This window comes from Microbacterium sp. LBN7 (assembly GCF_045690345.1).
GTDB lineage: Bacteria > Actinomycetota > Actinomycetes > Actinomycetales > Microbacteriaceae > Microbacterium.
In genome coordinates this window covers 1,392,867-1,413,917 of sequence record NZ_CP147856.1, presented here as the reverse complement: position 1 = coordinate 1,413,917, position 21,051 = coordinate 1,392,867, and the positions used below count along the sequence as shown (strand labels likewise).

Genomic DNA, 21,051 nt, shown 5'->3' with positions numbered 1-21,051 from the left:
GAGATGCCGCATGACGACATGACGGTGGACGATGTGCTCGACCTGGTCCGCGCGCATCTCCCCGCTGCGACGAAGAGGTACAAGAGGTCGGATGTCGAACTGACCTTCGTCCTGTACGACGCCTTCGCCGTGCGCGGCTCGTACGATGACTACGGCAGCGGCAACTGGGGATTCGGCATCCTCTTGGGCGGAGATGCATCGGTGTCCGAGATCCTCGGGCAGCGGCTGTCGATCCGCGGCACTCGGGACCAGGTTCGGGAAGCGCTGAAGGCCATCGACGAGTACGTGCGGTTGCGGCTGGGGAGCGACTATCTCGCGGCCTACGACGCCGCGTACGGTGCGAGAGGAACCCGGCCGTGACGGACCAGAACACAGATCTGAGCGAAGCCATCGTGGTGCACCTCACGAACTATCCGGGGAAGAACGAGGCCGCTTTCGAGGCACGATACGGCTCGACTGGGGTCCGTGAGCAGGTACGTGCGATGCTGGACGAGACGATCAGCACCCGGATCGACTGGGCGGGCATGTCCCTCAGCGAGATCGGTGACGAGCTCGAACGCGTGATGCGTGAGAGGCATCCGGAGCTGTCGGATGCCGCGATCAGGAAACTCGGCAACTACTACACGTATCAGGTCAAATGAGGGGAAACGACCGATGAGCGCGATCAAGCCGATCATGCGCGAGGTGAGGCAGGCGGTCCTCTCGGGCATGGCCCACTCGAAGGACAAGCTGCACCAGCTGACCGACAACATGCTCAACCACGTCGACGATGTCGCGAAACGGGTGCGCGGCCAGGACAAGTTCGAGGGCAGGGACGCGCCGTGGGCGCTGCGCGGGGGATGGGACCGGAACTCGTCGACCCAGCCGGGCGACTACACTCCCGGCGGACGGTTCGACCACGATCACAAGAGCGACCGTCCTGACCCCGAGGACTACCTGAGCAAGGACTACATCGACCGGCACCTCGCGCGGTTCGACAACGGCGCGAGCCGCATCTACGTGTCGGACTCTCTCAACGACTGGGGTCCCGCGCAGGCCGACCACGATGCCTTCGTCTTCCCGACCGAAGACCTCGACCGGGTTCTCAACGAGGCGGGTCACGACACCGACAAGCTCGAGGATCTGCTCGGGTTCGATCGGGGATCGCTGCGCGACGAGGACGGCAACCCGCTCCAGATCGAGATCCGCCACTTCTCGCCGGATGAGCTCAACGGACTCACCGTTCCGTCGGGTCGCGAGAACGGCGCGAACGAGAACTGGCTGCCCGGCGGCTATCTTCCGACGGGTGTGCCCGAGGGTGTGATCACTATGCCGGACACCGCCACCGGATCGCGCAACGGCGGCGGCGGCCCGGCATCCTGGCCGGGAACGTTCGGCGGCAACTACGAGTTGCGGTGACCGCGCCATGATCTTCCGCAAGAAGCAGAACCCGGCTGACGCGGGCCTTCCGGACGGCACGGTCGCGCTGCATCCGTTCGATGACCGGCTCGGCCGGACAGCGGGGGTGCCGCAGATCAGCGCCCAGGATGCCGAGACGCGATGGGCAGCCGGGGAGGAGATTCACCTGCTCCCCGCGCACGACGCGGGAGACGTCGTGCCCTGGTCGCTCACGGCCCGGCGCGGTCGGGACTACGTCGTCAACGAGTACGCCGCCGACGGTCGCCGCGTGCGGAGCGAGCGTTGGGTGCAGGACGGCGATCGGGTGCGGATGGCCGGCGGCGAGGCGCGGTTCGAACAGGACGGCGATCAGGGCCCGACGGCTTATCAGGTCGAGTGGGACGCGTATCCCGGCGGGGCGATGCGGATCGAGACCATCGCTCCGCGCAGCGAGGACGACCAGGTGACCGGTTTCCGATCCGCTCCAGAAGCGCGGATCGAGCGGCCGGCGCCCACTGTCGACACTGTTCTCGACCTGCGGGACTCCGACGATCTCGACGCTGCGGCTTTCGCGGGTCTCGGCCCTCGGGAAGCCGCCGAGCTCTACGCGCGCAGCCGTGCCCGCGGCGCGGCACCGCTCACGACCGAGGACGTGTTCGGGGAGGCGTCGCTGCGCACCGGAGCTGTCGTCCTCGCCTCGGCCCGCCAGATCATGGACGTCGTCGACGGGATCCTGCATCGCGGCAGAGCCACCGACGGGGTCATGGAATCTCGGGTTCCGGTGCTGCAGCGCGGGGCGGCGACCATCGTCCCGCTCGGTGCGCAGGGCGCGGCCCTGGAGCATCAGGCGGATGTGCGTGCCGAGCTGGTGGAGCTGTCGAACAGCGTCCGGTGGGCGATCGAGCACCGCGCAGGGAGCCGGGTGAGCCTGGACCTCGCGGACGCGCCGCCGTCGGGGGAGCGTTCGTATCGATCGCAGCTGGTGACGGCCGGGGCGACGCGTGCGGGCGTCTGGCGGCCGGAGCCGGGTCTCGCGGTGGTCCTCGTCGTCTCGGGAGACCCGGATGCCGGCACTCTCACCCATGCGCTCCACATCGTGCCGAGCGGATGGGTGGCATCGCCCGACGCTCTGGAACGACCGCTCGACGAGCCGATCGACGTCGCCTGGTCCTGGGCGGACGTCGTGTCCCTGGCATCGTCCTGGTGAGCGACGCGTGAGCCGGTCGGCGGCCGGCTCGGCACGTGACCGGCGCCGGATAGTCTGATGAGAACCCGAGGAGAGGACCGCAACGCATGTCGATGGCATTCGAGGGAGCGGACGTGAACGTCGTCCCGCGTGTCTACGGCGCGAACGAGCTCGGGGTCCTCGCGGTCACCGCGCCGGGGGATGCGCACCCTCGTGTCCAGTACGCCGGCGGCGAGCTCTTCGTGGGGCTCGACCGGGCGGGAGACCGCACCGCGGTCACCGAGGGCGAGGCCGAAGGGTGGTCGCGGCCGTTCCCCGACGTCGTGGCGTCGGCGGTCGCTGCAGCAGGCGCCCTCCCGGAGGCCGCCGAAGGCCTCATCGTCATCGACGACGAGGCGACGGCATCCGCCGTCCTGATCGATCCGTCGCGGCTCGAAGGAGCCCGGATCGCGGGCGCGCCGGTCGTCTTCGGGCTCGCGCGCGATCGCTTCGCGATCGTCGGGACGGACGATGAGTCGGCCGCTGTGCGCGTGCTCGATCTCGCCGAGGAGCTCTACGACGCGGGCACTCCCCTCGTCAGTGCGCACCCGATCGCGCTCACCGACGAGGGCTGGGCGCCGTTCCCGTGGCGCGAGAGGTTCCCGGCGCTCGAGATGCGGTTCGAACGCGTGCTCCGTCTGTTCAGCGTGCGCGTGTACGAAGCCCAGACGGCGGCTCTGCAGCGTCCGGACGTGCGCTACATCGACCCGAAGATCCGTGTGCTCGACACGGGCGTCACCACCACGTTCGCCGCGTGGCCGAAGGGCGTCGCGTCGCTGCTCCCCGTGGTCGACAACGTGATCATCGCGGACAGCTCCGGTGAGGGCACGCAACTCAGCGTGGCCACGATGGCGCAGTTCCTCGAGGCCGGCGGCGAAGCCATCGTCCGCACAGGCCTGTCTCCGCTGCGGTACTTCGTGCCGGGCGAGGCGCCCCGCACCTCCTGAGGCGGTCGATGGGGGTGAGGCGGGATGGGCTGATCTCCCCATCGCGTCGGCATCCGCCCCCTGGGTAGCGTCGGGGCCGGAGGTGGTCGCCGTGGGAATGATGCTGCCGGACGAGCTCATCTGGGTGATGGACAAGCTGGGCCTCGAATGGCCCGACATCGATGAGGACGAGGTACGCAAGGCCGCCGTCTACGTGCGCACCTACCGCGACGACATGGAGTCGCTCGTGCAGACCGCCGATCGTCGGATCAACGGCGAGCTGGCGTCTGCGATGCGCGGCGAGGCCGGCACAGCGCACGTGACCGGCTGGAACCGCAACCGCTCCGAGAACGTGCAGCAGCTGCTCGACATCCTGGGGCCTGCGGCCGTGGGCATCGACATCGCCGCCGACATCGTGCTCGCGCTGAAGGTGAAGGTGATCGTCGACGTCACGGTCACCCTCGCCCAACTGATCCCGCTGCTCGCCGCCGGCCCCTTCGGGGCGGGCGGGGCTGCGCTGCTGATCATCGCGCGGAAGAAGCTCTTCTCGATGGCGATGGAGATCACGCTCGAGAAGGTCATCGACGAGGTGCTCCCGCTGGCGATCGAACCCCTCGCCGAGCAGGTCCCCACGTTGGTCATGGCACTCATGGACGCGCCCGTGGTCGAGGGGACGATCGGAGACGTCGACGAGTTCTTCGCCGACCTCGATGCGCTCGACCAGGCAGCATCCGACATGGACGCGCACGCGGCCGATGTGGAGGACCTCACCGATCGGCTGCTCGCCGACATCGCCAACCTGCAGATCTCGGGGAGCTGACCCATGACCTTGAAGAAGCTGATGCATGACCTCGTCGACGCGGTGGACGGTGCAGGGCACGAGTTCAAGCAGGGGTTCTCGAGCGCGTTCCGCAAACGCGGCGGCAAGCACCGGGCGGATGCCGATGTCATCCGCGGATGGGATCGGCGGAACGTCGACTACGAGCCGCGGCATCGCGGAGACGGCAAGCCGCCGACGTCGCATGCGAAGGACTACGACATCCGGGAGGATGTGCGGCGCGGTCTCGAGACGCTCGGGTACGTGCCGAAGCACGCGGACCCCGACTACGACGCCGCCCGCGATCTGGGAACCTCGCTGGGCAAGGACGTCCGAGGGCTTCCCGGCGAGGTGCTCGACGAGGTGAAGGGCGTGCCGAAGAAGGCGCCGAAACAGCTGCTGGAGGAGCTGTACGAGGACGCGATCGGTCAGGACAGCCCCGATAAGTACGGCGAGACGGCGCAGGGAGACATGCGCTTCCTCGCACCTGCGAGCGAGGCAGGCGACCTGCGTGGTCTGAGCAACGGCGAGCTGGAGGCGCGGTTCGGGCTGGCGCCGGGTTCCCTCGACGGGGCGACCCTCGAGGTCACGTCGATCCCCGGCTCGCGCTTCATGAGCGTCGAGATCGAGCGTCCCGACGGGAGATGATCCTTCCCTGGTCGGGGGAGCGCTACCCATGGTGGGGGCGAGTGACTGCCACGTACAGTCTGTGCAGGAGGTGTCGCTGTGGGGATGATGTTGCCGAATGAGCTTGTCTGGGTGATGGAGAAGCTGGGTTTCGAGTGGCCGGATATCGATGAGGACGAGGTTCGTAAGGGTGCGACCCTGGTGCGGAACTTCGGGTCGGATCTGGAGGATGTGATCCAGGCGGTGGATCGTCAGGTGAACGGGGACTTGGGTGGGGCGCTGCGGGGGCAGACGGGTCCGGCGACGATGTCTGCGTGGAACACGAACCGGTCGCAGAATCTGCAGCAGCTGATCGACATCATGCCGCCGGCGGCGACGGCGATGGATGTGGGTGCGGATGCGATCTTCGCGTTGAAGATGAAGGTGATCGTCGATGTGTCGTCGACGTTGATCACTCTGGTGGCGATGTTGACGAACCCGATCACGGCGGCGGGTGCGGGGCCGATGCTGTTGATCAAGAAGAAGCTGTTGAATGCGGCGGTGGATATCGCGGTGGAGCAGTTGTTGAATCAGTTGGCGCCGATGTTGATCGAGCCGATGGCGGAGAAGCTGCCGGCGGTGATCGATGCGATCCTGGATGCGCCGATGGTGGAGGGGAACATCGGGGATTCGGATGAGTTCTATGCGGATCTGCAGGCGTTGGATGATGCGCAGTCGACGATGAAGTTGCATGGGTCGGATATCCAGTCGTTGACGTCGAATTTCTTCGCGGAGTTCGAGGCGTTGGACTTCGGTGGTGATGACTGATGAGTGCGATCAAGCCGATCATCCGTGAGGTGAAGCAGTCGGTGTTGAAGGGCTTCGCCCACGCGAAGGACAAGCTGCATGGGGTTGCCGACAACATCGTCAAGCACGTCGATGACGTGGGCGTCCGCGTGCGGGGCCAGGACCGGTTCGACGGCGCGCCGGGGAACCCGCCGATCGTGCGGGACCGGAATCCTGACTGGTTGAACGAACGTCTGGACCGCGACGACCTTCCATTCTGGCGCCGCCGCATGGCAGAGGGGGACCAGTTCAACTACCAGAACCACCATCGTTATCCCCAGAACGAGGTCACCTTGGGGAACGGTAAGCGCCTGGACTCCTATCTGCCGGGTGAGGAGATCGTGTCGCGCAAGAACACTCAGCTCGACAGCGTACGACCCGAGACGGCCAACTCGTACATCGATGAGTTGCTGAACAAGTACCCACCCGGTACCCCCATCGCGGGCTCCCCCGATGTGCTTAGCGGGCAGCCCGTTCTCGAGGTACCCGTACAGACCGACCCCATACCGCAATCCGTGATCGACCACGCCAACGGCAAGGAGCCGCCTGTGCAGATACGGGACGTCCTCGGAAACGTGTATAACTAGGATCACCATGACGGAGCGATACATCTACACAGACAAAGTCGGAGCAGGTCCGGAGCACCCGAAGAAGCAATGGGGACTCTTCAGCAAGGAGTTGACGACCGATGAGGCCGTCGCTCGCTACGATCTCGATGCCGCACGTCGCGAGGACTGGTTCGGAGTGGTGCTCCAGTCCGACGATCAGCGGCCGCACGCCTACCTGCAGATGTGCCCGAGGGCCAATGGGGTGGAGATGCACAAGCTGAACGCGCAGGGAAGCGTCGACGTCGCCTACACCTGGCGCGCTTATTACACCCCGTCCGATTCAGCGCACTACGACGGCGACGACAGCCGGGTCTTCTTGAGCGCGATCACGTGGTACACCTATCCGGACGAGTTGCGCTTCTATCTGAGGAACGCGTCCGTGGGCAACGTGTCGATGACATTCGGCCCCGACGGTTACGGCAAGGAAGAACGGGTCACGAAACGGGGTTTCGGCGAGCCCGCGGACGTGGAGACGCGCGAGTTCCGCAACGTCGACGTGACCGCCAACTGGACCAGAATCCCGGACTTCGGTGACTGGGGTGCCTTCTTCCACCCCGAGACTCAGAAGTGACCGGTAGGAACCCTGACGCGCGAGGAGACCAGACACCGGATGCTCCAGGGTGACGTCTTCACCTTCCTGAACGCTCTCGGAGCGCGGGAAGGCGATCCGCGCCTGGAGCATGCTCTCGCGTTCGTCGACGGCCCGCACGAGGTCGAGGTGTTCGACGAAGGCGGCGTGCAGGAGAAGTACCTCGTCATGACGGATCGCGGGGTCGACTTCCTGCTGAAGGACGGCGTGCTCAGTACGGTCTTCGTCTACGCGACCGACACACCCGATCAGAGCACCTACGGCGGATGGGCGAGCCTCGTCGGCGGGGTCTCCCCCGAGGCGTCACCGGACGATGTCGTGCAGGCGCTCGGCGCACCGCTTCGCTCGACGGAGTCATTCGTGCGGTATCAGGTAGACCCCGGATTCGTGCAGTTCGACTTCGACGGGGACGCGCTCAAGATGGTCGTCGTCATGCGGGAGGTGGTCGGCGGCGACGCTCCGCAGGCCGCGGCCGATGAGGTCGAGGGGGCGAAGACCGTCGATGGCGACCTCGCCGTCTTCATGCGCGCTGTCGGCCACCCGATGTTTTGAACAGGGCGCGAGACTTCTAGCTGTCGCGGACGCTGAACTGGGACATCTTCGCCCGGGCGGTCGAGGCCCACGGCGAACTGCCCTACGAGCAGTCGTTCACCTTCGTGCCTCTGCGTTCTCTGGGCGGTCCGGAGAAGGTGGAGAACCTGAAGAAGCGGGAGACGATCGCCGCGATCCAGGTGATGGTGGAATTCCAGGGCGTCATCGGCCACTGAGCCACGCCTGAGGGAAGAGTCCGATCCATCGTCGCGCGCCCAGGGGGAGCGCTACCCATGGTGTGGACGAGTGACTGCCACGTACAGTCTGTGCAGGAGGTGTCGCTGTGGGGATGATGTTGCCGAATGAGCTTGTCTGGGTGATGGAGAAGCTGGGTTTCGAGTGGCCGGATATCGATGAGGACGAGGTGCGCAAGGGGGCGACCCTGGTGCGGAACTTCGGGTCGGATCTGGAGGATGTGATCCAGGCCGTCGATCGCAAGGTCAACGGCGACCTCGCCGGAGCGATGCGGGGCCAGACCGGGCCCGCCACGATGAGCGCCTGGAACGCCAATCGTTCGCAGAACCTGCAGAAGCTGATCGACATCATGCCGCCCGCGGCGACCGCGATGGACATCGGCGCGGATGCGATCTTCGCGCTGAAGATGAAGGTGATCGTCGATGTGTCGTCGACGCTGATCACCCTGGTCGCGATGCTCACGAACCCGATCACGGCGGCCGGCGCCGGACCGATGCTGCTGATCAAGAAGAAGCTGCTCAACGCCGCTGTCGACATCGCGGTCGAGCAGCTGATCAACCAGTTGGCGCCGATGGCGATCGAGCCGCTGGCGGAGCAGCTTCCCGCCGTGATCGACGCGATCCTGGATGCGCCGATGGTGGAGGGGAACATCGGGGACTCGGATGAGTTCTACACCGACCTGCAGGCACTGGAAGAGGCGCAGTCCACCATGAAGGTGCACGGCGCGGACATCCAGACACTGACGTCGAACTTCTTCTCGGAGTTCTCGGCGCTGGACTTTGGAGGAGATGACTGATGAGCGCGGTCAAGCCAATCATCCGCGAGTTGAAGCAGGCCGCTCTCAAAGGTGGCGTGCACGCCAGGGACAGGCTGCACCAGCTCACCGACAACATGAACGACCACCTCGACAGTGTGGTCCGGCAAGTCAGGGACAACGATCGGTTCGACAACGCGATCGACGTGAGCCTCAAGCGCTTCAAGAGGAATCCGAAGCACGACTCGGCGGAGTACAACAGCCAGTACAACGAGCAGATGGACACTCTACAGAACATGTCGGCCGCGGATTGGCTGCGTAACCGCATCGAATACCTGGACAACGGCCGCACGTCCGACTCGCTTCGCGCCCAGCAGGCTGCGCGTGATGCGGCGCTCAACGACAAGTACGACGAGCTGCGTGATGAAGGGCTCAGCGTCGAGCAGGCGCAGCAGGCCGCCGCGGAGTGGCTCAAAGGCCAGGCTGCTCTGCATCGACTCGACGGAATCGCCGGTGGAGACGTCACAGACATCTCCCGCGTCGGAGACACCCGGATCAACTCCTCGCTCGGGTCGCAGTGGAGGACTCGCGTGGGCGACATCGACACGGCCATCATCGACTACGTGAACGCCAATCCGGGCGTCGATCTCAACGACGTGAACATCAACGTCATCCTCCGATAGGTTGTGAAGCATGGTTGAGATCGCTGACTTTGTGGTGCACGCGCCGGTTCCGGCGGAGATCATCGAGGAGTTCCGAGGGCGGGTTCCGGACGAGCTCGTGGAGATCTGGGAGCAGTACGGGTACGGGACGTTCGGCGGCGGATTCCTGCGGCTCATCGACCCGAAGCTCTACGAGGCCGAGGTGGGCGACTGCATCGGCAAGACGCAGGGCGACGGTATCGCGATCCCGATCATGGTCACCGGCCTCGGCGACCTGATCACCTGGGAGCCGAGCCTGGGCATCGTCGCCATCCAGTATCGTCTCGGCACCGTGTACGGGCTCGGCTCGCGGGTGCGCAGCGTGTTCCGTCTCGTCGAAGACGGCCTGATCCTGAGCCGGCTGAGAGCAGAGATCTTCCCGAAGGCGGTCGAGGCCCACGGTGAGCTTCCGTACGACCAGTCGTTCATCTTCGTGCCCTTGCTGTCGTTGGGCGGTCAGGAGAAGGTGGAGAACCTGCATAAGAGGGAGACCATCGCATCGATCCAGGTTGCGGTAGACCTGCAGGGTGTCATCGGGCACTGAGCCTGTTCTCCATCGAGCGGCAGGGCGTCCGCCTGCCTGAAGGAAGCTGACATGCAGGCTCTGTTCAAGGAGATCATCGACGGAGACACCGAGAAGGTCGTCGAGCGGCTCGAACGGGATTCCGGTATCGTCGCGCTGACGGCGACCGCTCCTCCGAAGAAGTACGGCGGGCAGTCGCCGCTGCAGGTCGCTGTTCGCTCCGGGCAGTTCGCGATCGCTTCGTTGCTCGTCGAGCACGGGGCCGACGTGGACTTCGTCGACACAGACAGCCCGAACGGGTGGTCGGCACCCGTGCTGCATGATGCGGTGGTCGCCGCGGTGATGCGGTCGCGCTGGCTTCGTCCCGGCGACCGTTCGGCCAATCCTCCGGAGTGGCACCTCGCGCAGTCGAAGGATCAGTCCGACGAGGCCTTCGCGGTGCTCGAGCTGCTGCTCGAGAAGGGTGCCGACGTCCACGCCCTCGACTCGTACGGCAACTCGGCGCTCGGCCGTGCGGTCGTGACAGCGCGTCAGGTCCTGCCCAAGCACCGGCACAACGAGCCCGACTGGGTCGACCCCAAGCCGCTGAACGACGAACTCGTCGCAGATCTCGATCGGGTCTTCGGTGCGCTCTACGCCCGCGGGGCCGATCCCTCGAAGATCGACCCGCATCTCGAGCATCCTCTCGACGCGTTCTACGGAGCCGAGCCTGTCGGGCGGTTCCTGAAGCGCTCCTGACCTTTCGCGCATCCTCCCGCCGTCGGACGAGCGCTCAACGCCGAGATCACCGATGTTCGTCGCTACGCCGAGGGCCGTGACAGTGCGAAGCAGGTCGCCGAAGAGTCCCAGCTCGACATGAGTCTCACTCAGTACTACGCGCACCGCCTGGTCGGGAAGTTCCTCGCCGGCGAGGCGCAGCCCGATCCCGCGTCCTGACCGAGCGGATCCTGGAAATCTGGCAGTCGCCCTCTACCACCGCCCGAGTCCGAGCGTGGCAGGATGTACCCCGGGGGGTAGTCACGTGACTGATCGGAATGCGACGGAGCTCGGCGCGGGCACGAAGGTGGCCGAGGGGAAGCAGATCGTGCCACTGCGGTTGGAGTTCGCCGGGGAGTGGCACGACCTGCCGCACGACCGGCCGTTCATCATCGGCCGAGAGGGCGACCTCGAGATCGACGACAACCCCTATCTTCATCGCCATTTCCTGGAGCTGCAGAACCGGGATGGGCTGTGGTGGCTCGCGAACGTGGGTGTGCGCCTCGCCGCCACGATCTCCAGTGCCGGCGGTGCCGTCCAGTCCTGGCTCTCGCCCGGAGCCCGCATGCCGCTCGTCTTCGAGCGCAGCGTGATCGTGTTCACCGCGGGGCCCTTCACCTATGAGCTGAGCCTGCACACCGAGCAGGCCCCCTACGAGGTCTCGCGTCAGGTGGAGATGTCGATGAGCGGCGAGACCACGGTCATGCCGGCCAGCTTCACGCCACTGCAGAAGCAGCTCATCGTCGCACTCGCCGAGCCCATGCTGCGCCGCGAAGGCGTGAGCATGAACGAACTGCCGTCGTCGAGCGACGCCGCCAAGCGCCTCGGCTGGACCATGAGCAAGTTCAACCGCAAGCTCGACAACGTGTGCGACAAGCTCGACCGCATGGGCGTGCAGGGTCTCCGTGGCGGCGCCGGAAAGCTGGCGACCAACCGTCGTGCCCGCCTGGTCGAGTACGCCGTGACATCGCAGGTGGTCACGCGCGCAGACTTGCCGCTGCTCGACGACGAGGCGCTGAGGAACCAGAGCGACTCCGACGGCGACTGAGTCCCGCCGTGGCAGCGCTCAGCGCGTGGCGTCGGCGAGGTGGCGTGCGTTGTGGTTGAGCACCTTCACGATGATCCCGTGCCGGCGCAGCTCTGCGGCCGTGCGCCTGCCCTCTTCGGCGTCGCGGCCGAGGGCGTTGATGTTCGCGACGACCAGCACGTCGCCGACGTTGAGCGTCGCGATGAGGCGGCCGAGCCGGTCGCCCCAGCTCTCGAGGATGTCGGGCGCCGGGTGACGGAACCCTTCGATCGGCACGCCGAAGCGGGTGAGATCGTCGCGCTGCTCGACGACCGACGGCATCCCCTCACGGGACACGACGAGGCCGACCAGGCGTGAGCCGACCGGGCGGGCGAGCCACCAGTCGCGGTTCTGCTGCAGCTCGGTGAAGCACTTCGGGCATTCGGCCGCGGCGTGCGGCAGGTGCAGTGGGCTGGTGAGGGCTTCGTCGACGGATGCCGCAGCCTTCGTGGGATCGATCGTCTCGCTCATCGCGCACCTCCTGGGTCCATTCTGCACTGAACCGGCTCCGCGCGGTGACCACACTCAGAGCAATCCGAGAGACCGCACCGCCTCGCGCTCCTCGACGAGCTCGGCGACCGAGGCGTCGACGCGGGCGCGAGCCCAGTCGCTCAGCTCCAGCCCCTCCACGATCTGCCATTCACCGTCGACGGATCGCACGGGGAACGAGGAGATCAGGCCCTCCGGCACGCCGTACTCGCCGTGCGAGACGACGCCGGCCGACGTCCAGTCGTCGGTGCCGCGCACCCAGTCGCGCACATGGTCGATCGTCGCGTTCGCGGCGGACGCGACGGAAGACGACCCGCGCACCTGGATGATCTCGGCGCCGCGCTTCGCGACGCGGGGGATGAAGGTCTCGTCGAGCCAGGTCGGGACGTCGCCCACGATCTGCTCGAGCGCCTCGTGCACCGGCTGTCCGCCGACGGTGGCGTGCGAGATGTCGGGGAACTGCGTCGCCGAGTGGTTGCCCCAGATCGGCACGCGCCGCACGGTATCGACCGGAGTGCCGAGAGCCAGGGCCAGCTGCGCCCGCGCGCGATTCTCGTCGAGACGCGTGAGCGCGGTGAACCGCTCGGCGGGCAGGCCGTCGGCGGATGCCGCGGCGATCAGCGCATTCGTGTTGGCGGGGTTGCCGACGACCGTGACCCTCACGCCGGATGCCGCGTTCGCCGCGATCGCGGCGCCCTGGGGGCCGAAGATGCCGGCGTTGGCCGCGAGGAGGTCGGCGCGCTCCATTCCCGGCCCGCGCGGGCGCGCGCCGACGAGCAGCGCGAGGTCGGCTCCGTCGAAGCCCACGGCAGGGTCGTCGGTCACCTCGACGTGCTGCAGCAGGCCGAACGCACCGTCCTGCAGCTCGAGCGCCGCGCCCTCCGCGGCGGCGAGTCCCTGCGGGATCTCGAGCAGCCGGAGCCGCACCTTCTCGTCCGGACCGAGCAGGTCGCCGGCCGCGATGCGGAACAGGAGCGCGTAGCCGATCTGCCCGCCCGCGCCCGTGATGGTGATCGTCGTCGTCATGACTTCGAGCCTACGTCCGTTGCTCGTCCGCCGCGCGGAGTACCCTCGTCGCATGACCTTCAATCCCGACGCCGACATCTCGGGCAACACCACACGTCGACGCGGACGCAACGCCGCCATCGCCGGAGGCGGCGTCGTGGGTGTGCTCGGCATCATCGCGCTGATCGCCGGCCCTCTCCTCGGCATCGATCTGACCGGACTGCTGGGCGGCGGTGCCGCTCCGAGGGGCGGGAATGAGCCCGCCGGCGGGTCGGTGATCGAGAACTGCGCCACCGGCGAGGATGCGAACGCCGACGTCGACTGCCGGATGGCGGGTGCGCAGGTCGCGCTCGACGCCTTCTGGAGCGAGAACGTGGAGGGATACACCCCGCCGCAGATGATCGTCGTCGACGGCGCGACCTCGACGCAGTGCGGCACCGCGTCGAATGCGGTCGGACCGTTCTACTGCCCGCCCGAGCAGGGCGTGTACATCGATCCCGCCTTCTTCGGACTCATGCAGCAGCAGTTCGGAGCATCCGCCGGCAACCTCGCCCAGTTGTACATCGTCGGTCACGAGTGGGGCCACCACATCCAGAACATCACCGGCGACATGGAGCGGTACCCCAACAACGGCACCGGTCCCGGCAGCAACGGCGTGCGGATGGAGCTGCAGGCCGACTGCTACGCCGGCGCCTGGATCGGCCGGATGACGGAGCAGAAGGATGCCGACGGCGACCCGTACCTGATCGCGCCGACCGAGGCGGAGATCAGGGATGCGCTGAACGCCGCATCCACCGTCGGCGATGACCACATCCAGGAGCAGTCGTCCGGAACCGTCAATCCCGAGAGCTGGACGCACGGCTCGAGCGAGTCGCGTCAGCGCTGGTTCGCCGAGGGGTACCAGAACGGACTCGGCGTCTGCGCGCAGACCTTCACCCTCGCCGAGGGCGACCTGTAGACACCGGAGACCGGGGATCGATGACGATGAACCTGGATGCGCTGTATCCGCCGATCGAGCCGTTCGAGACGGGTGAGCTGCTCGTCGGCGACGGCCACCGCATGTACTGGGAGGTGAGCGGCAATCCCGAGGGCAAGCCGGTGGTTTTCCTGCACGGCGGCCCGGGCAGCGGAACCTCTCCGTGGCAGCGACGGTTCTTCGACCCCGCGGTCTACCGGATCGTGCTTCTCGATCAGCGCGGCTGCGGTCGCAGCACCCCGCACGCCAGCGCCCCCGACGCCGATCTGCGGTTCCTGACGACCGCGCATCTGATCGCCGACATCGAGCTGCTGCGCAAGAACCTCGGCATCGCCAGGTGGCAGGTCTTCGGCGGCTCCTGGGGGAGTGCGCTCGCGCTCGCCTACGCGCAGGCGCACCCGCATGCCGTCAGTGAGCTCGTGCTCCGCGGCATCTTCACGCTGCGGCGCGAAGAGCTCGAGTGGTTCTACGAGGGCGGTGCCGCGGCGCTGTTCCCCGATCTCTGGGAGGACTTCATCGCTCCCATCCCGGTGCTCGAGCGCTCGCGCATGATCGAGGCGTACCATCGCCGCCTGTTCGACCCCGACCCCGCCGTGCATGAGCCGGCCGCGGTCGCCTGGTCGACCTGGGAGGCGTCGACCGTCACCCTGCGACCGGATGCCGACCAGATCGCCGCGATGTCGGACCCGCGCACCGCCACCGCGTTCGCCCGCATCGAGAACCACTTCTTCGTCAACCGCGGCTGGTGGGCCGAGGGGCAGCTGATCGCCGGGGTGGCCGGCATCCGGCACATCCCCGCCGTCATCGTGCAGGGGCGTCACGACGTCTGCACGCCGATGATGACCGCGTGGGACCTGCACAGGGCCTGGCCGGAGGCGGAGTTCGTCGTGGTCGACGACGCCGGTCACTCGGCCGCGGAGCCCGGCATCCAGAAGGCTCTGCGCGCGGCGACAGACCGGTTCGCCGCTTACTGACCGCGCTCAGGCGCGCATCGCGCGGAGCAGCGTCGTCACGAGCCCGAGCGTGCCGCCGCTCGCGCGGAACCGCGTGAGGCCCTCGCTCACCTCTGCTCCCGTGCGCGCCGAGACGAACCACGGCGGCTTGGGCAGGATGGTCAGGCGTCCGCCGCCGTTGAGCAGCGGCAGGGAACGCGGCAGTGGCCGGAAGGGCCCGCGGATCACGGAGCGCTCGACCCGGTCGAGGAGCAGCGCGTTGTGCACGACACCGATGCCGCTGCCGACCTCGTCGATCGTGTTGCCGGGGAAGGCCCCCCACGTGAGCGTCGGGGTGATGAACCCGAAGGCGGTCCAGCCGTTGATCGCGATCGATCCGTAGCGCAGCGCGGTGATCGCCCGCTCGAAGCCGGCGCCGAGCGATCTCTCGGTGACCGGATCGATCAACAGGTTGGCGCCCAGGGTGCCCTGCAGCTTCTCGTTCGCGTGGGCCACGGCCGCATCGAGGAACGCCTGACCGGCGCCCGGCACCGTGACGACGCCGAGCACCGGGGCGAAGTACTCGGTGCTCTGGAGCGCCGCCGGATCCTCGTCGCCGTCGATCTCGACGAGGAGGCGGTCGCCGAGCACGAGGGCATCCGGGTACTCCTCCGTCGCGAGGTGCATGCGCGAGGGGGAGCCGGGGTACCAGATCGGGCGTTCCGGCGCGTTCGCGTAGGCCCGTCGGAGCGCGGCGCGGAAGGCATCCGCCTGATCCCAGTCGGACGAGAGGATGACGACCTGGCCGGCGATGCAGTTGTGGCCGGCGTTCTGCAGACGCATGGTCGCGACGTGTTCCGCGTGGTAGGTGATGTCGGCATCCGTCCACGCACCGGGCACGATGATGATCGGAGAGACGCCGCCGAGCTCCGCCGTGATCGGCTTCTTCAGCTGCGGACGGTTCTCGCGCCGCCGTCGTGCGGCCGCCGCGGCCCCGGCGCCCTTCGACGGACCCCAGACGATCGCGTCGAAGGTGGCCGCCGAGCCGGTGATGTGCACGTGCGCGAGGTCGCGATGACCGGTGAGGTAGGCGCCGACCTCCGGCCCGCCGCGGACGATGCGCAGGAATCCTGGCTCGATGAGCGGGGCGAAGGCGCGCTTGTACACGGGCACCAGCGCATCCTGCGTGGGGTTCACCTTGAGAAGGGCGGTGCGGTTGTGCGCGAGCAGCTCGTACATCACGTCGAGCACCGGGATCGAGGTGATGTTCCCCGCGCCGAGCACGAGTCCGACGCCCCCGGATTCGGCCGGCGTGCGCTGAGCCAGGCCGGCGGCGGCGCGCGCGGCGTTCGGCGTGACGCCCGGTTCCAGCCAGACCTCGCCGGTGTAGCCGGAGAGCAGGAATCGATCGATGCCGGTCAACGGGAAGGAGTGCACGCGTGTGCGGCCTCCCGGTGCTCGGGTGACGCGCACGCCGTCGAGCGGGTTCGTGCCGGCGGCCAGACGCGAGAGCGTCTCGATGTACGCGTCGAGGGCGCCCAGCACGCTGTAGGGACCGCTGAGCCACTCCTCGCCACGGAGCGGATGCCGGCCGTCGAGCCCCTTGGACGCGGCGGCCGTGTTCGCCCAGTCCTCCGCGGCGGCGGCGACACTCGTGCGCACCGCGCGCAGCAGCGTCACCCGCTGCGCGACCGTGAGGGCCGACCAGGTGCGGGCGCCGTCGTGCAGATCCGCGATCGCCACGTCGAGCCGCTCCCGCACGCCTTCGCCGAGTGCGGGCGTCACGGTCTTCGGTGCGCGTTTCGCGGGAGTGGACGGGGTGGCCGGCGTGGTCGCAGAGGTCATCGGCGTCTCCTTCTCGGACGGGATCCCAGCTTATGCGCCGGGTTCGGCGGCGACGTCGATGTCGTGACGCCGCAGGCGGTAGTGGCGCAGTGCCAGGAGGCTTGCAGCCATGAGCACGGCGGGGAGGATGCTGAAGCTGAGCACGATCCCGGTGATCGCGGCATCCGGCTGCTCGACGACCGCGCCGGCGACCGTCGAGATGTAGCCGGTCGCCGCGAGGGTCAGCGACACGGCCGTCGCGCCGAGGGCGAAGCCGACCGTCTCGCCGGCCGTCCAGATGCCCGTGAACGTGCCGGCCTGACCGGGACCGCTCGTGCGCTCGTCGTGCGAGATGACGTCGGGCAGCATGGCCATGGGCAGCGACTGCAGCCCGGCGTAGGCGATGCCGGCGACCGCGACGGAGCCGTAGATCCACGCACCGGGTGCCCAGACCGCGGCGGTGACGGTGAGCGCGGCCACGGTGAAGAGCGCGCTCGCGATCGCGAATGCCCGCTCCTTGCCGATCCGACGTGCGATCGCGGTCCACGCGGGGGTGGCGAGGAGAGCAGGAGCCACGAGGGCGACGAAGACGAACGTCACGGCATCCTCGGAACGCAGCACCCAGGTCGCGACGTACTGCGCTCCGGCGAGCATCGTGCCGGTCGCGAGGGCCTGCAGCAGGAACGTCCCGAGCAGTGCGCGGAACGGCTGGCTGCGCCGCAGCGCCCGGAAGCCGGAGAGATACTGATCGCGCCAGGGGGAGGCCGGCACCGGACTCCCTGAGACTCCGTCCCGGGGTCCTGAGCGTGTCGACGGGCCGGCTGTCCGTGCGGCGATGAGCATGCCGATGCCGATCACGAGTCCCGCGGCGATGCCCATCACGAGGTAGCCGAGGACCGGGTCGGAGCCGGCGTTGCGCAGGGCGGGGCCGCCCGCGCCGAACAGCAGGATCGCGGCGGTGAGCACGACCACGCGCCAGCCGAGCAGCCGGGTGCGCTCGTCGTAGCCATCGGTGAGCTCGGCGGGCAGCGCGACGTACGGCACCTGGAACAGGCTGAAGGACGTCGCTGTGGCGAGGAAGGCGAGAAGAACGCACACGGCGCCGGCGGCCGGACCCCACGACGGGGGAACCGCGAACGTGAGGGCGAAGAAGAGAGGGAGCGTGAGGGCGCCCGTGACCATGAACCCTCGTCGCGATCCCGTCCGCGCGAGTTGGCGGTCCGAGGCCGCGCCGATCAGCGGGTCGATGATGACGTCCCAGATCTTCGCCGCGGTGACGATGAGTCCGGCCGCCAGCGCGGCGACGCCGAGGTTGTCGGTCAGGAAGTACGTCAGCACCAGGCCGGGCAGGGTGGCGTAGCCGCCGGTCCCGAGGGAGCCGATCGCGTACAGCACGACGGTTCGCGGGGACAGGCGGACGGATGCTCGTTCGGATCGAGCCTCGGTGCTCATCGCGCCAGTGTATCGGCGCGGCGACGGGTCAGATCAGTGCGAGTTCGCGCAGCTTCGACTCGACGTCGGCGTTCGACGGCTCGACGTGGTGCGAGGAGTCGGGGTACAGCACCACGGGGATGTTCATGCGCCCGGAGATCTCCTTGGCGACGTCTGCCGCCGAGGGGTCGGCCTCGAGGTCGACATAGGTGTAGGCGACGCCCAGCTCATCGAGCTGCTTCTTGGTGCGGCGGCAGTCGCTGCACCACTCGGCGCCGAACATCGTGAGGGTGTCAGAAGCGGGAGAGGTCATGCATCCAGCCTACGGCCGCCTGGCTGGGTGGGCTCCGGGTGTGACGCGCGCTCATCGTCCGGTGTCCGCCTCGTCCGGCAGGTGCTCCGCCGGCACGATCACGACGTCCTGCACCTTCCAGTCGAGCGCGGCGACGCCCTCGGCGGTCCGGGTCAGGTCGTGCACCGTGACCTTGCGTCGGCGCGGCACGACGAACGCCTCGATGTGGAAGACCTGCCCCTGGTCGCGCATCCGCACCGCGGCATCCGATACCCAGGGGAGGTCGCGCAGATACGCGACGATGTCGGCGGCGAGGGGATGGGCCTCCTTGCTGTCATAGGTGCGGGCCCGCTGATCCATGAGGTCGACGATTGCGGCCCGGGTGTTGCGGAAGCCGTCCCAGATGATGCCGAGCGAGATGAACACGGCGGCCGCGCCGTCGAGCCACCACACGCCGGCACCCACGCCGAGCACGCCGACGATCGAGGCGACCGTGGTCTGCCAGTCGGCCTTCGCCATGTCGGCGTCGGCATACAGCAGCTTGTTGTGGAGCACGGGGGCGAGCTTGGCCTTCGCCGGACCGTAGAAGAAGACCGGTCCGATGATGACCACCGCCATCACGGCCACCATCAGCCAGCCGAGCCAGATCGTGTGGCCCCACAGCACGACGGTCCCGATCGTCGGATGCTCGCCGGCGACGAGTCCGACGGCCGACTCGAACGCGAGGTTGAGTCCGACCGCGAGCAGGGCGACGCCGGCCAGGAGATGGCCGACCCCCATGGCCCGATGCAGCCCGTACGGGTGCGTGAGCGTCGGGCGGCGCCGGACGAAGATCAGGGCCGTGAGGAACGCGATCTGCGGGATGAGGGAGAGCATGTCCTCGATCCATGCCGTCCGCATGGCCTGGGAGTTGCCCACCACGAGCGCGATCACGGCGATCGTGATGGAGGTGTAGACGATCGTGAAGACCTCCCACTTCACCGCCCGGCGGATCGCCCGCTGCTGCTCGGGAGGGAGCGTGATCCGGCCGAACTGGCCGGTCTCGCTCATGAGCCGACCTCCGCGTCGAGGAAGGTCTCGAGCGAGGAGAGGAACGCGTTCTCGCCGAGCGGCACCAGCATGACGATCTCGCGCCCGTCTGCTCCCTCGATCCCGGTGTATCCCCGGCTGACCCCGGCGCGCTCGAGCCACGGGGTCTTCGCGGTGATGCCACCCGCGACGAGATCGAGCTCCCCGTCCTCGAGCATGGTCACGAGGCTCTCCTCGGAGGCGACGGTCCAGTCGGGTTCGGCGTCGATGCTCTGCGCGTAGTCGTCGACGAGCTCGACGATGCTGCCCGACGGCACGCCGTCGCGGACTTCCACGAGGCTCCCGTTCGGCGAGGTCCCGACCCGCAGCTCGCCGCCCGTCACGGCATCCAGTGTGCCGTTCGGGTCGGCCGGGATCGTCAGCCCGCATCCGGTGAGGGTGCCGGACAGTGCGAGAACGGCGATGATGCCCGCCGAGCGGGGGCGACGCCGGAAGCGCGACGATGTGTTCACCGGCTCAGCGTGCTCTCCGCTCCTGGCGCGGACAAGTGCGTTGACGGGCGATGAGCGGGAGGAGTAGGCGGAAGTCCTCGCACTGCTTCTTGCCAGGTAAGGCTATCCTTACCTATACTTCTGGCATGAGCAGCGCGTGCGAGCACCTGGACGATCCCGACTGGGAGAACATCGACGGAGCCGTGCTCATCGCCGGCGATGCGGCGGATGCCGCTGCCATCGCCCGCGTCGCCGCCCGGCTGCCGTGGGATGCGCAGGGCGTCATCATCCTGGAGGCCGCGGCCCGCATCCAGTTCCGCCATATCGACGTGCCGGAGGGCGTGTCGGTGCGATGGCTCGTGCGCGGCGACGGAATCCGGGCGCACACCAAGGGTGAGCGGCTCGCGAGCGCGGTGCACGCCTGGTGCGTCGAGTGGACCTGCACGGAGCCGCCAGCGCAGTGGACCGTCTGGCTCGGTCCGCACACGCCGCCGCACGTCGCCCGGATGGCGCGGAGCCTGCTGGGCGTCGCGAACTGAGTCAGCGCGAGATCGCCGCCGTCGGGGTGTTCGCGCCCGCCGTGATCGCGTCGAGCGCTCGCCGCAGCGACGAGCTCGAGGTGTGGGCGGTGTACGGGAAGTACACGACCTCCACGCCGACCTCCGCGAACTCCCGCTCGAGGCGCAGGCCCTTCTCGGTGCCGCGCCAGTCGTCGCCCTTGAAGAAGTGCGTGAACTGCACGTCTCGCCAGGAGTCCATCTTCGACGGCGTGGTCTCGACGTAGACATCGTCGACGAACGAGATGTGCTTGACGATCTCCGCACGCTCCGCCGTCGGGATGACGGGCTCGATGCCCTTCACCTGGCGCAGCATCTCGTCGCTCACGACGCCGGCGATCAGGATGTCGCACTGCTGCTTGGCGTGACGAAGAAGGTTGAGATGCCCGACGTGAAACAGGTCGAAAGCACCAACGGCGTAGCCGATACGCGTCCCCATGATCTC

At 67.9% G+C, this 21,051-nt stretch carries 28 protein-coding genes; 20 read left to right on the top strand and 8 right to left on the bottom strand.

Annotated elements, in window-relative coordinates:
- Positions 1-3 precede the first annotated feature (3 nt).
- The 17 genes from LBN7_RS06760 (at position 4) to LBN7_RS06680 (ending at position 11,562) form a co-directional block, all read left to right on the top strand.
- The gene (locus LBN7_RS06760) at positions 4-360 is read left to right on the top strand and encodes a hypothetical protein (RefSeq protein WP_116634146.1); all 357 of its coding nucleotides are present in this window, start codon (positions 4-6) and stop codon (positions 358-360) included.
- Complete coding sequence (locus tag LBN7_RS06755) at positions 357-641, top strand: hypothetical protein (protein WP_116634147.1); 285 nt, start codon at positions 357-359, stop codon at positions 639-641. The genes LBN7_RS06760 and LBN7_RS06755 overlap by 4 nt, the downstream gene beginning before the upstream one ends.
- A 13-nt stretch (positions 642-654) precedes the next feature.
- Positions 655-1,398 carry a hypothetical protein gene (locus LBN7_RS06750; protein ID WP_407361328.1) on the top strand — a complete coding sequence of 248 codons (744 nt, stop codon included), beginning with the start codon at positions 655-657 and terminating at the stop codon, positions 1,396-1,398.
- A 7-nt stretch (positions 1,399-1,405) separates the two neighbouring features.
- A complete protein-coding gene (locus tag LBN7_RS06745; RefSeq protein WP_407361327.1) occupies positions 1,406-2,584 on the top strand; it encodes a hypothetical protein in 1,179 nt (392 codons plus the stop codon).
- A gap of 86 nt (positions 2,585-2,670) precedes the next feature.
- Entirely contained in the window at positions 2,671-3,549 is an 879-nt protein-coding gene (locus tag LBN7_RS06740; RefSeq protein ID WP_407361326.1) for a hypothetical protein, read from the top strand.
- Positions 3,550-3,646: 97 nt separating this feature from the next.
- Positions 3,647-4,348, top strand: coding sequence for a hypothetical protein (locus LBN7_RS06735; protein WP_407361707.1), 702 nt, complete (start codon positions 3,647-3,649; stop codon positions 4,346-4,348).
- A 3-nt stretch (positions 4,349-4,351) separates the two neighbouring features.
- Positions 4,352-4,993, top strand: coding sequence for a hypothetical protein (locus LBN7_RS06730; RefSeq protein WP_407361325.1), 642 nt, complete (start codon positions 4,352-4,354; stop codon positions 4,991-4,993).
- A gap of 114 nt (positions 4,994-5,107) precedes the next feature.
- Entirely contained in the window at positions 5,108-5,779 is a 672-nt protein-coding gene (locus LBN7_RS06725) for a hypothetical protein (protein WP_243408860.1), read from the top strand.
- Positions 5,779-6,384, top strand: coding sequence for a hypothetical protein (locus LBN7_RS06720; protein ID WP_407361324.1), 606 nt, complete (start codon positions 5,779-5,781; stop codon positions 6,382-6,384). Before LBN7_RS06725 ends, LBN7_RS06720 begins: the two co-directional genes overlap by 1 nt.
- 91 nt (positions 6,385-6,475) lie before the next feature.
- A complete protein-coding gene (locus tag LBN7_RS06715; protein ID WP_407361323.1) occupies positions 6,476-6,976 on the top strand; it encodes a hypothetical protein in 501 nt (166 codons plus the stop codon).
- Positions 6,977-7,015: 39 nt separating this feature from the next.
- Complete coding sequence (locus LBN7_RS06710; RefSeq protein WP_407361322.1) at positions 7,016-7,546, top strand: hypothetical protein; 531 nt, start codon at positions 7,016-7,018, stop codon at positions 7,544-7,546.
- 20 nt (positions 7,547-7,566) lie between these two features.
- Positions 7,567-7,761 (top strand): T6SS immunity protein Tdi1 domain-containing protein, encoded by a 195-nt coding sequence (locus LBN7_RS06705; protein WP_407361706.1) that lies wholly within the window; start codon positions 7,567-7,569, stop codon positions 7,759-7,761.
- A gap of 143 nt (positions 7,762-7,904) precedes the next feature.
- A complete protein-coding gene (locus tag LBN7_RS06700) occupies positions 7,905-8,576 on the top strand; it encodes a hypothetical protein (protein WP_407361705.1) in 672 nt (223 codons plus the stop codon).
- On the top strand, positions 8,576-9,217 hold the full coding sequence (locus tag LBN7_RS06695) for a polymorphic toxin type 15 domain-containing protein (RefSeq protein WP_243408810.1): 642 nt from the start codon (positions 8,576-8,578) through the stop codon (positions 9,215-9,217). The genes LBN7_RS06700 and LBN7_RS06695 overlap by 1 nt, the downstream gene beginning before the upstream one ends.
- Before the next feature lie 10 nt (positions 9,218-9,227).
- Positions 9,228-9,779: a GAD-like domain-containing protein gene (locus LBN7_RS06690; protein ID WP_116634159.1), complete on the top strand. Its 552-nt coding sequence runs from the start codon at positions 9,228-9,230 to the stop codon at positions 9,777-9,779.
- Between the two features lie 51 nt (positions 9,780-9,830).
- Positions 9,831-10,496, top strand: coding sequence for a hypothetical protein (locus tag LBN7_RS06685; RefSeq protein ID WP_407361321.1), 666 nt, complete (start codon positions 9,831-9,833; stop codon positions 10,494-10,496).
- 343 nt (positions 10,497-10,839) lie between these two features.
- Complete coding sequence (locus tag LBN7_RS06680) at positions 10,840-11,562, top strand: hypothetical protein (protein WP_116634741.1); 723 nt, start codon at positions 10,840-10,842, stop codon at positions 11,560-11,562.
- A gap of 18 nt (positions 11,563-11,580) precedes the next feature.
- On the opposite strand, the gene LBN7_RS06675 is transcribed toward LBN7_RS06680, so the two are convergent.
- Together LBN7_RS06675 and LBN7_RS06670 are read right to left on the bottom strand one after the other, a co-directional pair.
- Positions 11,581-12,051, bottom strand: coding sequence for a dehydrogenase (locus tag LBN7_RS06675; RefSeq protein WP_116634161.1), 471 nt, complete (start codon positions 12,049-12,051; stop codon positions 11,581-11,583).
- Positions 12,052-12,105: 54 nt separating this feature from the next.
- Complete coding sequence (locus LBN7_RS06670) at positions 12,106-13,095, bottom strand: malate dehydrogenase (protein WP_407361320.1); 990 nt, start codon at positions 13,093-13,095, stop codon at positions 12,106-12,108.
- Between the two features lie 52 nt (positions 13,096-13,147).
- Between LBN7_RS06670 and LBN7_RS06665 the strand changes: the two genes are divergently transcribed.
- Both LBN7_RS06665 and pip read left to right on the top strand, forming a co-directional pair.
- Positions 13,148-14,032, top strand: coding sequence for a neutral zinc metallopeptidase (locus LBN7_RS06665; protein WP_407361319.1), 885 nt, complete (start codon positions 13,148-13,150; stop codon positions 14,030-14,032).
- Between the two features lie 20 nt (positions 14,033-14,052).
- Positions 14,053-15,024: a prolyl aminopeptidase gene (pip, locus tag LBN7_RS06660; protein WP_407361318.1), complete on the top strand. Its 972-nt coding sequence runs from the start codon at positions 14,053-14,055 to the stop codon at positions 15,022-15,024.
- A gap of 6 nt (positions 15,025-15,030) precedes the next feature.
- Here pip and LBN7_RS06655 read toward each other — a convergent pair whose 3' ends face one another.
- From LBN7_RS06655 to LBN7_RS06635, 5 genes are read right to left on the bottom strand one after another with little or no spacing between them, the layout of a single operon-like run.
- The gene (locus LBN7_RS06655) at positions 15,031-16,827 is read right to left on the bottom strand and encodes an aldehyde dehydrogenase family protein (protein WP_407361317.1); all 1,797 of its coding nucleotides are present in this window, start codon (positions 16,825-16,827) and stop codon (positions 15,031-15,033) included.
- A gap of 30 nt (positions 16,828-16,857) precedes the next feature.
- Positions 16,858-18,258 carry an MFS transporter gene (locus LBN7_RS06650; protein WP_407361316.1) on the bottom strand — a complete coding sequence of 467 codons (1,401 nt, stop codon included), beginning with the start codon at positions 18,256-18,258 and terminating at the stop codon, positions 16,858-16,860.
- Positions 18,259-18,286: 28 nt separating this feature from the next.
- A complete protein-coding gene (locus tag LBN7_RS06645; RefSeq protein ID WP_116634166.1) occupies positions 18,287-18,550 on the bottom strand; it encodes a glutaredoxin domain-containing protein in 264 nt (87 codons plus the stop codon).
- Between the two features lie 51 nt (positions 18,551-18,601).
- A complete protein-coding gene (locus LBN7_RS06640) occupies positions 18,602-19,579 on the bottom strand; it encodes a cation transporter (protein WP_407361315.1) in 978 nt (325 codons plus the stop codon).
- Positions 19,576-20,070, bottom strand: a complete 495-nt coding sequence (locus tag LBN7_RS06635) for a hypothetical protein (RefSeq protein ID WP_407361314.1) — start codon at positions 20,068-20,070, stop codon at positions 19,576-19,578. The genes LBN7_RS06640 and LBN7_RS06635 overlap by 4 nt, the downstream gene beginning before the upstream one ends.
- Before the next feature lie 125 nt (positions 20,071-20,195).
- Between LBN7_RS06635 and LBN7_RS06630 the strand changes: the two genes are divergently transcribed.
- A complete protein-coding gene (locus LBN7_RS06630; protein WP_407361313.1) occupies positions 20,196-20,588 on the top strand; it encodes an SIP domain-containing protein in 393 nt (130 codons plus the stop codon).
- A gap of 1 nt (position 20,589) precedes the next feature.
- On the opposite strand, the gene LBN7_RS06625 is transcribed toward LBN7_RS06630, so the two are convergent.
- Entirely contained in the window at positions 20,590-21,045 is a 456-nt protein-coding gene (locus LBN7_RS06625; RefSeq protein WP_116634169.1) for an adenylyltransferase/cytidyltransferase family protein, read from the bottom strand.
- Positions 21,046-21,051: the final 6 nt, after the last annotated feature.

Bases quoted from the DNA above. Each gene is read 5' to 3' on its own strand.
- LBN7_RS06760 (WP_116634146.1), top strand. From the start codon at position 4: ATGCCGCATGACGACATGACGGTGGACGATGTGCTCGACCTGGTCCGC.
- LBN7_RS06750 (WP_407361328.1), top strand. From the start codon at position 655: ATGAGCGCGATCAAGCCGATCATGCGCGAGGTGAGGCAGGCGGTCCTC.
- LBN7_RS06745 (WP_407361327.1), top strand. From the start codon at position 1,406: ATGATCTTCCGCAAGAAGCAGAACCCGGCTGACGCGGGCCTTCCGGAC.
- LBN7_RS06740 (WP_407361326.1), top strand. From the start codon at position 2,671: ATGTCGATGGCATTCGAGGGAGCGGACGTGAACGTCGTCCCGCGTGTC.
- LBN7_RS06735 (WP_407361707.1), top strand. From the start codon at position 3,647: ATGATGCTGCCGGACGAGCTCATCTGGGTGATGGACAAGCTGGGCCTC.
- LBN7_RS06730 (WP_407361325.1), top strand. From the start codon at position 4,352: ATGACCTTGAAGAAGCTGATGCATGACCTCGTCGACGCGGTGGACGGT.
- LBN7_RS06725 (WP_243408860.1), top strand. From the start codon at position 5,108: ATGGAGAAGCTGGGTTTCGAGTGGCCGGATATCGATGAGGACGAGGTT.
- LBN7_RS06720 (WP_407361324.1), top strand. From the start codon at position 5,779: ATGAGTGCGATCAAGCCGATCATCCGTGAGGTGAAGCAGTCGGTGTTG.
- LBN7_RS06710 (WP_407361322.1), top strand. From the start codon at position 7,016: ATGCTCCAGGGTGACGTCTTCACCTTCCTGAACGCTCTCGGAGCGCGG.
- LBN7_RS06700 (WP_407361705.1), top strand. From the start codon at position 7,905: ATGGAGAAGCTGGGTTTCGAGTGGCCGGATATCGATGAGGACGAGGTG.
- LBN7_RS06695 (WP_243408810.1), top strand. From the start codon at position 8,576: ATGAGCGCGGTCAAGCCAATCATCCGCGAGTTGAAGCAGGCCGCTCTC.
- LBN7_RS06690 (WP_116634159.1), top strand. From the start codon at position 9,228: ATGGTTGAGATCGCTGACTTTGTGGTGCACGCGCCGGTTCCGGCGGAG.
- LBN7_RS06685 (WP_407361321.1), top strand. From the start codon at position 9,831: ATGCAGGCTCTGTTCAAGGAGATCATCGACGGAGACACCGAGAAGGTC.
- LBN7_RS06675 (WP_116634161.1), bottom strand. From the start codon at position 12,051: ATGAGCGAGACGATCGATCCCACGAAGGCTGCGGCATCCGTCGACGAA.
- LBN7_RS06670 (WP_407361320.1), bottom strand. From the start codon at position 13,095: ATGACGACGACGATCACCATCACGGGCGCGGGCGGGCAGATCGGCTAC.
- LBN7_RS06665 (WP_407361319.1), top strand. From the start codon at position 13,148: ATGACCTTCAATCCCGACGCCGACATCTCGGGCAACACCACACGTCGA.
- pip (WP_407361318.1), top strand. From the start codon at position 14,053: ATGACGATGAACCTGGATGCGCTGTATCCGCCGATCGAGCCGTTCGAG.
- LBN7_RS06655 (WP_407361317.1), bottom strand. From the start codon at position 16,827: ATGACCTCTGCGACCACGCCGGCCACCCCGTCCACTCCCGCGAAACGC.
- LBN7_RS06650 (WP_407361316.1), bottom strand. From the start codon at position 18,258: ATGAGCACCGAGGCTCGATCCGAACGAGCATCCGTCCGCCTGTCCCCG.
- LBN7_RS06645 (WP_116634166.1), bottom strand. From the start codon at position 18,550: ATGACCTCTCCCGCTTCTGACACCCTCACGATGTTCGGCGCCGAGTGG.
- LBN7_RS06640 (WP_407361315.1), bottom strand. From the start codon at position 19,579: ATGAGCGAGACCGGCCAGTTCGGCCGGATCACGCTCCCTCCCGAGCAG.
- LBN7_RS06630 (WP_407361313.1), top strand. From the start codon at position 20,196: ATGAGCAGCGCGTGCGAGCACCTGGACGATCCCGACTGGGAGAACATC.
- LBN7_RS06625 (WP_116634169.1), bottom strand. From the start codon at position 21,045: ATGGGGACGCGTATCGGCTACGCCGTTGGTGCTTTCGACCTGTTTCAC.